The organism is Allobosea sp. 05T422_2 (genome assembly GCF_056396265.1).
The window spans coordinates 1-7,611 of the sequence record NZ_JBFTLD010000301.1 but is presented as its reverse complement, the minus strand read 5'-3'; the positions used below and the strand labels follow the sequence as shown (position 1 = coordinate 7,611).

Sequence of the window (7,611 nt, the reverse complement as noted above, 5' to 3'; positions counted from 1 at the left end):
CCTTCAGAGGAGTGCGGATGAACGAAGGCGGCATGGCTCTTATCGCCGCCTCCCTGGGTCGCAGTTTTGCGTGCCAGCGCAATTCGTTGATATTGTCGAGCGTGTCGAGGACCACTGGGCCCGACACGCGACGCTCCGAGTGACCGTCGGTGACTTCGTCAGGGTCTCGAGAAGAGATCTTGTGATCGATCAGGTTGAGTGTTTCGGGTCGCGCGGGTAGCTCCATGTCGGCGAGGGGTAGTTTTTCGTCTCCCGCAGCGATGGCACCGGCCACTTGCTCCCGCAGCGATGTCAGCTCGGACGAAGGAAGCTGGTCGAGATGCTCTGACAGCTTCTTCGCAAAGCCTTCAGGCAGCCACGTCGTGCTGCCATCCAATGATATCTCGAGAGATCTCTCGAAGACCTTGATGCCGATAACTCGTTCGGAAAATTCCCTGGTCTCAACAAATGCCGGTCCGGCAGCAGCCTCAATCGCTTCTTCTTCGGACTCGGGCGACAGCCCGTCCAACCGACCGGCCGCACGCAGGGCTGCCTCGACCGCTTCGGTGATTTTCGGGCGCGGGTTTCGAACAAAAGCGGCTCGCTCGGCGGCGGGCGCCTTCTGCATTCGCACCATCGTCTCGAGCACTGGCTTGGCCGAGCGGTCGATTACGAGGAAACTACCGGGGGCCAAGCGAAAAGCCGGTATCGCTCCACGCTCTCGCAATCGCGACTGGAATACGCGCAGGGCTTCACCCTCAAGTTCGCCGCAAGCTTCCGGGACGCCAGCCTCGTCGTCGGCAAAACCTGACTCCCTGATGGCGCGGCTCGAGAACGGCACCACCTCGAAATCGTCACCTGTCTCAGCCGGTGCAATGGAAAAACGATCGGCAAGGCGGACCTCCAGACCTGACAAGAAGTCGGTCATTGAAATTCTTGCCGCCGGTGTCGCCCCTGTCACAGTCACGCCAGGGTCGAGGGCCTGGCGAAACCGCGCGAGAGCTTCCCAATGTGCGGCGTCTCCAACTCCACGAGTGAAGTCATCGGCGACCTGAACCGCTTCCATCACCCATAGAGGCAGCCGGCGCGGACCTGTCGAAGTCCGTAGGATTGCTCCCTGGCGCTCAACAATCTGACGCTGACCATGACGATGCCATTCGTAGCGCAGGCGGAAGGACGGAGAGCCCAGTACGCCCTCCACGTCGGTCCTCAGCGTCAAATCGACCAGCGGAGGAAGTCCAAGTGCCGCCGCACTTTCTGCCTCCAGGGAGGCCGCAAGCCGGTGCGACATGACGATTTCGCGGCGGCCGATCCGAAGCGAGCCGGGCATCTCGTCGCCGAGCGCACGCAGGTCGCCCAGCGCCAGCAGCAGGTCGCGTTCCTGCGGCGGCAGGCGCTCGAGATCGCGAGGCGCGGTATTGCTAAATAACCGGCTCAGGAGTCCGGTCTTGTCCGGCCGCAACATCAGCGTGATGGTTTCGGGCGACGATACGAAATCGAAATTCAAGTGCGCGCCTCGTTCAGATGCGTTCCAGGACCCAGCCCTGCCAGTTGCCGTTGTGCGATTTTGCCTCTGCCCCAGCCGTGAGGCGTATCACCTCGCAGTCGTATCTGGGCAGATAGAGCGGCGGCGTCTTGGGAACACCAGCCCGGAATAGGTGAATCTTGTAACTGTGCGAGCCTTCGACCAGGATCTTGTTGCCGATCTCGAGGATCAGCAGAGACGTGTTCACTCGGGAGCCTCCTGCCGTCTGCAATCCGAAACTCAGCGTGTTCTGCCCACTTCGGGCGGCTGCTCGCCGGCGGGCATGCCGAGCGGCCTCAGAGCTGAAGGCGACCCAGGCGTTTTTGATGCGTCCCTGGTCGTACAGGGAGAGCCAGAACTCGCGGCGTGGCTCCCACATATGACTTGTCTCGACCTCCGAGACGACGTCGAGAAAGAAGAGGATGTTTTCCTTGGTGAGCCAGCGCAGGATTACCGCCTGGTACGGAGCGGCGACGCCCGCCCAGGCGCCGCCACCAGACACACGCGGGTCGCCATAGCATCCGACGAGCGTCTCTGTGATGTAACGCTGGTCCTCGTCCTCGGGATCACCGTCGCGCCAATGATCGAGCACGGCGCTGATCGCCTCTGCCGCGCCAGACATGCGTGCCGCCTGTCGTTCGGGTCGAAGCCAGCCAAACAGGCGCTCTAACTCGCTTCGTTGGCGCAGCTTGGGACCGAGCCGAGTGACGTAGGAAAGATGGGCATGGTCCATCAACCCCGGCGCGTGAGGCGAGCTAAAGCCAATGGTTTTCAATTCACTCCAGGCATCATCCACCCCGACCATGCAGGCGGCGATAGCGCCCGGTGCATCGACTGGGTCAAGCCACTCAGGCACTGCGTCCTCCAGCTTCGCCCAACGCGGGCCGAGGCGTGAGCGTGAGAAGCGCAGCGCTTCAGCAAGTGCGCGCGTATGCAGCGCGTCAGGGACATAGCTGCCGACATAAATGGAGGCCATCGCATTGAGAAAGCTCCTGCGTGTCGAAACGCGAAGTTCCTCGAAATAGAAATTCCTCACACCCTCGAGATCAGGACGGCTACGACGGACGGAATCAAAAAGAGCACGTGCGGCTGCAGTCACGTACGAGATCGGCAAATTGCCCCAATCATCAGCTTCCAGACGCCGCCGCATCTCGCCGACCAGCCTGTCGCGGTCATTCTCAGGAGGCTCGGCGACGACATCCGGCCATCGTGCCAAGATGCGGCTTGCCGCCCCGCGGAGGCTGTTCAATCCCGGCAAGGCCGGCGCATCGAAYCGTGGGGACTGCTTCAGCAGTGACCTGAGGCTCATCGGGATGATGCCGCTGCAACGCCCGAGCGCAATCGATTTCGAATGATCTCAATCTCGTCGGATGACTGTGGCGTATACATTATGATCCGTAGGTCGATCCTACGGTTGGTCGCGCGGCCATCCTCAGTCGCGTTGCTCGCAATAGGCCGCATGGCGCCATATCCGGCAACCGACATGACCGGCTGCTGGCGCGAGTTGAGATGACGTAGCAACTCGGGCTCACGGTTCTTCATCGCAAAGAACGTCGCATTGGCCCGGTTGGTAGCCAGGGTCATGTTGTCGTTCTCCGTCCCCTTGGAGTCGGTGTGCCCCTCGATTTGCACTGCCTCGATAATGGCGCCGGCCCCATTGCAGTCCAATCGCCAAGCCGCACTGGAACCGAGCGTATAACAGGGCAGCAATTCGTTCAGCCGCATCGCAAGACGTTCAACAATTCGTCGCTTATCCATCTCGAGCTCGAATTGCGCACTTTTGAACAAGCCGTCCCCCTTGAAACGCAAAGCATCCATTTCTTCACTAATGACGACCTGCAAATCGGGAAAATCGATCTGAATCTGTCTTTGTAATTTAGCAAGAACCTGACGCCGCAAATCTGCGACCTGAGACATGTAGTTTTCGAGCGGGTTTTTCTGTTGGAGCTGCTCTTTCAGGCGGGCGATCTCGCTTTCAAGATCCGTAATGCGCTGCCCCTGGTCACGGGCTAGCTGCCTTACAAGAGTAAGCTCGACCTCCAACTTCCTTTTTTCCCGAACGAGGACATCATAGTCATGGCTTACATGAGCAAGTTCGTCCTCCAACTCCACTTTTTTCCAAACGATGACGTCATAATCATGCCTTACCTGAGCAAGCTCGCCCTCCAACTCACTTTTTTCAAGAACGATAACGTCATAGTCTTTCTTGGGGACGGTTTCTTCTTTCGAAATACGGGAAGCCGAGTAGGCCAGCAGAATCATGATGATGAAGAGAAAGCTTACCGTCAGATCGGTCATCGAGACGAAGGCGGATTCTTCTTCGTCTTCGTGATGACGCCTTCTAGAGCTCACGCGCATCAACGCCTCCTGGATTCAGGAGCGAACTGCTMAGCCTGCTCGACCACTGCTTGCAGAGTGTCGAGCGCCGGATTCAAGGCCGACTGAAGATCTCGTACGTGGCCGAACATACCCTCGACGGCGGCAGCGACATGCGCGGCATAAGTCTCGAACGCCTTGCCGAGTTTCTCGTCCATGTCGTCGAGGCGATCGCCCTGCCCTTGGAGTTTTTCCAGCATGGCCGTGACACCGGCAAGCGAAGCCTGGATGGCGTTGGCTTCGTTGCCGAGGATCTGCTCTGCACTCGCTAGAGCCGATGCCGCATTCTTAGCTGTCGCTTCTGCCGAGCGAATTACCGTTTCGGAGACATTGCGCGTGGAGTCGGCCAATTGCTTGATCGAGCTTTCGATACTCGCCGTGGTCGCGCGGATGGGAGCAGCAGCGTCGGCGAGCCCCTCCGAGGCCGCTCGGAATTGGCTTGCTGCCTGCTCCGTCGCCTCCGCTCCAGCGCGCACACCGTCCGACAGGCGCCGCAGGTTCGTCGTGCCCTCGGAGAGACCATCGACCATGCCCCCGAGCCTTTGTGAGATCGCATCTAGCGGGGCGAGGAGATTTGCCGACGCCTTTGCCGAAAAAGCCTCCGTCGCCGTCGCGATGTCGGCTGCATTACGTCCGAATGCATCGAGAATGCCCCGCCCTGCGACGTCTATCGCGCTGCTCGCCGCAGCGCTCGCAGCGGCCATTTGATCGCGAGCAGCGCCGGATCCGGTACTGGCGGCCTCTTCGAGTTCCGTCCGGAAGCCCTCGGCCGCCTGGCGCATTTCACTAGCGGCCGAGCTGATGGCTCGCGCACCTTCGCCGGTATTGTCGCGAATACCCTGCAAGGTCTCATTCATGACCGCCAGAAGCTGCTCAGCGCCCTGCGTCAATGCACCACTTGCTGTCGCGGCGGTCGCTCCCATCGCCTGACGAAGATCATCCACGGTCTGTGCCAGTCGAGTAACCGCCGCATCCATCTCGGTTCCCATGCGGCCCGAGCTCTGATCCATACGACCCGACAGTTCGGATATTTTATCCCCCGCCAAGACAAGCCTGTCGCTGGCCTGCGACAACGCCTTGCCGACATCGTCTGAGAACCGCGATGAAAGGTCCCTCACCATCGTACCCATACCGTCTGCGCCGATCTGTCCGACCTGCTGCAGCAGCGGCGTCATCGCTGAACTGATGGAACTCGATATGGCCGTAGGCAATTCCTCGCGCAGCGGCCGCCCCAGTTCCGCGACAAGCTCGAAGCCGATTTTTCGGAAGTGCTCACGCTGTTCCCGGGTCGCGGCCAGTTGTTCGACCGCAAGCTCTTCCAGGCTGATGAAAGTGAGGCGTTGCTCGATTTTTCCACAGAGCCCATGGATCGCCCCATCGATTCTGCCGATGCCGATTCGGAGGACAATCGTGAATAGAATCGAGCACAGCAGCCCGGTCAGGGACATGATGAACTTCGCAGATGCGATCGTCAGAAGTGCGTTGATATCGATGTTGAGCGCCGCTGGCCCTGAAGTCGCAGGGGCCGCCATCGAGTTGAGCGCAGAAATCAAACCAAGGAAAGTCAGAAACAGGCCGATCGTGACGAAGAGACCAGGAACGACTCGCCAGAACCCGGGCGCGAAGTGAAGATCCTCGATATTAAAAAATGTTTGGGGTCGAACCGAATTTCTTAGGGTTACCTGATCCCCTTCTTCATGCGCAACGAGAGTCTCCCGGTATTCTTTCCACGCCGTTGCTACCAGCTGCCGGGAACGACTAGTCGCGGAACTGTTGATGGCATTGTCGAGGCCAATAAACGATTGCCCCGACGGACCGACCTGCAGTCCAGCAACAACCTCTTTGCTCAACCAGTGAAGCGCCGCTTTTCGGCGCGAAATCAGCGCCATGAACAGGAGTACGCACACGAGCAATGCCAGTAACAGCAGGAGTGTCACGAGTCCTGGCGACGCCTCGTCCCTAAGAAGCGCTGCTACGCTGAGGACGAAGTCCTTAACGACGAGGCCAACATTCCGCAGCGATTCCAAAGCAACGACCCCTGAGCGCATGGCTGTGACCAAAATCTTAAGGTTAAAACGAGTGAATCCACAGCAGTGTCAACAGCTATCCAGTCGGACGCCGACGGGGACGAAATAGCTGACTTCGGTCACATTCAGCGTCGGCTGGAACGATCCCCCGATAATCAACAGGCTCCATTTCTCGCGTCCGGGGCCTTTCCTTAAGGCGTGACCGGGCGCGATCGCGGATTTGACCTCCCCGAAGTACGTTGCCGCTGCACCAGATGCTTGTTATTTTCTGCCAAAGACTTGTTCGCCTCTGCCTTCGGCAGCCGCAGCGCAATCCTCATTCATTCCGCCCCACGTGCACGCGGGCGTATACGTTTCAGCTCGCCTGCGACCTTCTGCCTTCTGCGGACAACAGGTGCGACAGTTCACGCAGGACAGGCTCAATCTCAGCATCGCGCTCTCCGCCAATGCTCGGTTGCTCTCGGCCAGCGTATGGCCCGGCTTGGCCTTCAGCACCGGATTGCGGTCGGGGCGTCTAGCATCTAGGCGATCTAGTTCCGTTTACGTCGAAGCAGGATTGCGAGGGCGCGGCACGTGTTCCGGTGCCCTGGCGCGCCATTCGGCTCTCCGGCCTGGCGAACCGACATCGCTCAATTCTGAACGCCGGCAATACGCATCTGGCTCGGTGCCAGCCCGGTCCATTGCTTGAATGCGTGCGAGAACGCGCTGACCTCGTGAAATCCCAGTAGCCAKGCAATCTTCGAGACATGGAGGTTGCCGTCGCTAAGATAGCGCACAGCCAAATCGCGCCGCATCTGCTGGAGGATTTCCGAGAAGCTCAAGCCCTCCTCGGCGAGCCTTCGCGCGAACGTCCGTTCGCTCAAGCCAAGCTGACKGGCGATGACGTCCGCGCGAACTTTGCCGTGAGGCAGCAGCGGAGCGATCGCGTTCTCGACACTGATCCGAAGGGGGCTCCCATTGGTGGCGCGGGATGACAATGCCGCCTCGCAATCAGTCAGCATGAGTTCATTGAGGTAAGGGTCGGCATTCACAAGAGGGCGTTCGCGCGCGTCAGCGTGCAGAACGAAGGCATCGCTCTCGGCGCCGAACTCCACTTTCGTTCCGGCAAACCGTGTCATCGCAGAGTTATCTCCCGATCGGTGGTGCGCGATCGAGATCTTCTGCGGGACAAGGTTCGATCCAGTCAGGATGCGGCAGATCCGGATTGCTCCAAAAATGCAGAACTCGGCCTGATGCCTGTCGGAATGGCGAGAAAGGCCGGCATAGGTTAGCCGAATGGTGAGCGCGCTTCCCTCCGCAACGCTGAAGACCAGCGCTTCATTGGTGATCGAACTGTACCGGGCAATGCGGTGCAATGCCTCGCCGAGCGTTTGCGATGACGCCATCACGTAGAACAGCAGCCCGAGCGCCCGGGGTTCGAATTCTTGCGCCAGGGTGAAGCCGAGGCAGTCATCGTCAAGCGCGGTCGCGGCGCGGTCCAAGAATGCGACCTGACGCCGGGAAGACACTCTTTGATCGTGATCGGCGAGCATCTCCTCGCTCAGGCCAACGTCCCGCAGGAGTGGCGCAACCTGCACGCCGGCGCTGGCCAAGCGACTGACGACCAATCGCGAGATACCCGCTCGGGTCGTCGGAAGGGAGACCAGGTCGCGTGGCAAAGCCGTCGAACTCCCCGCACATGTCTGGGACGCACAATCCTTTGGC

General features: G+C 59.9%; 4 protein-coding genes and 1 pseudogene. All 5 read right to left on the bottom strand.

From position 1 onward, the window contains the following. A pseudogene (locus tag AC1DJT_RS31720) lies at nucleotides 1-1,486 on the bottom strand (ATP-dependent helicase); the annotation flags it as partial. A 13-nt stretch (nucleotides 1,487-1,499) separates the two neighbouring features. Next, nucleotides 1,500-2,813: an EH signature domain-containing protein gene (locus tag AC1DJT_RS31715; RefSeq protein ID WP_476767902.1), complete on the bottom strand. Its 1,314-nt coding sequence runs from the start codon at nucleotides 2,811-2,813 to the stop codon at nucleotides 1,500-1,502. Beyond that, a complete protein-coding gene (locus AC1DJT_RS31710; RefSeq protein ID WP_476767903.1) occupies nucleotides 2,810-3,862 on the bottom strand; it encodes an OmpA family protein in 1,053 nt (350 codons plus the stop codon). The genes AC1DJT_RS31715 and AC1DJT_RS31710 overlap by 4 nt, the downstream gene beginning before the upstream one ends. Continuing rightward, entirely contained in the window at nucleotides 3,862-5,817 is a 1,956-nt protein-coding gene (locus tag AC1DJT_RS31705) for a hypothetical protein (RefSeq protein ID WP_476835618.1), read from the bottom strand. Before AC1DJT_RS31705 ends, AC1DJT_RS31710 begins: the two co-directional genes overlap by 1 nt. 719 nt (nucleotides 5,818-6,536) lie before the next feature. Then, nucleotides 6,537-7,484 (bottom strand): AraC family transcriptional regulator, encoded by a 948-nt coding sequence (locus tag AC1DJT_RS31700; protein ID WP_476835619.1) that lies wholly within the window; start codon nucleotides 7,482-7,484, stop codon nucleotides 6,537-6,539. Between the last annotated feature and the right edge of the window lie 127 nt (nucleotides 7,485-7,611).

What these genes read in the sequence shown, in the direction of transcription:
- AC1DJT_RS31710 (WP_476767903.1), bottom strand. Translation starts at nt 3,862, where the DNA reads ATGCGCGTGAGCTCTAGAAGGCGTCATCACGAAGACGAAGAAGAATCC.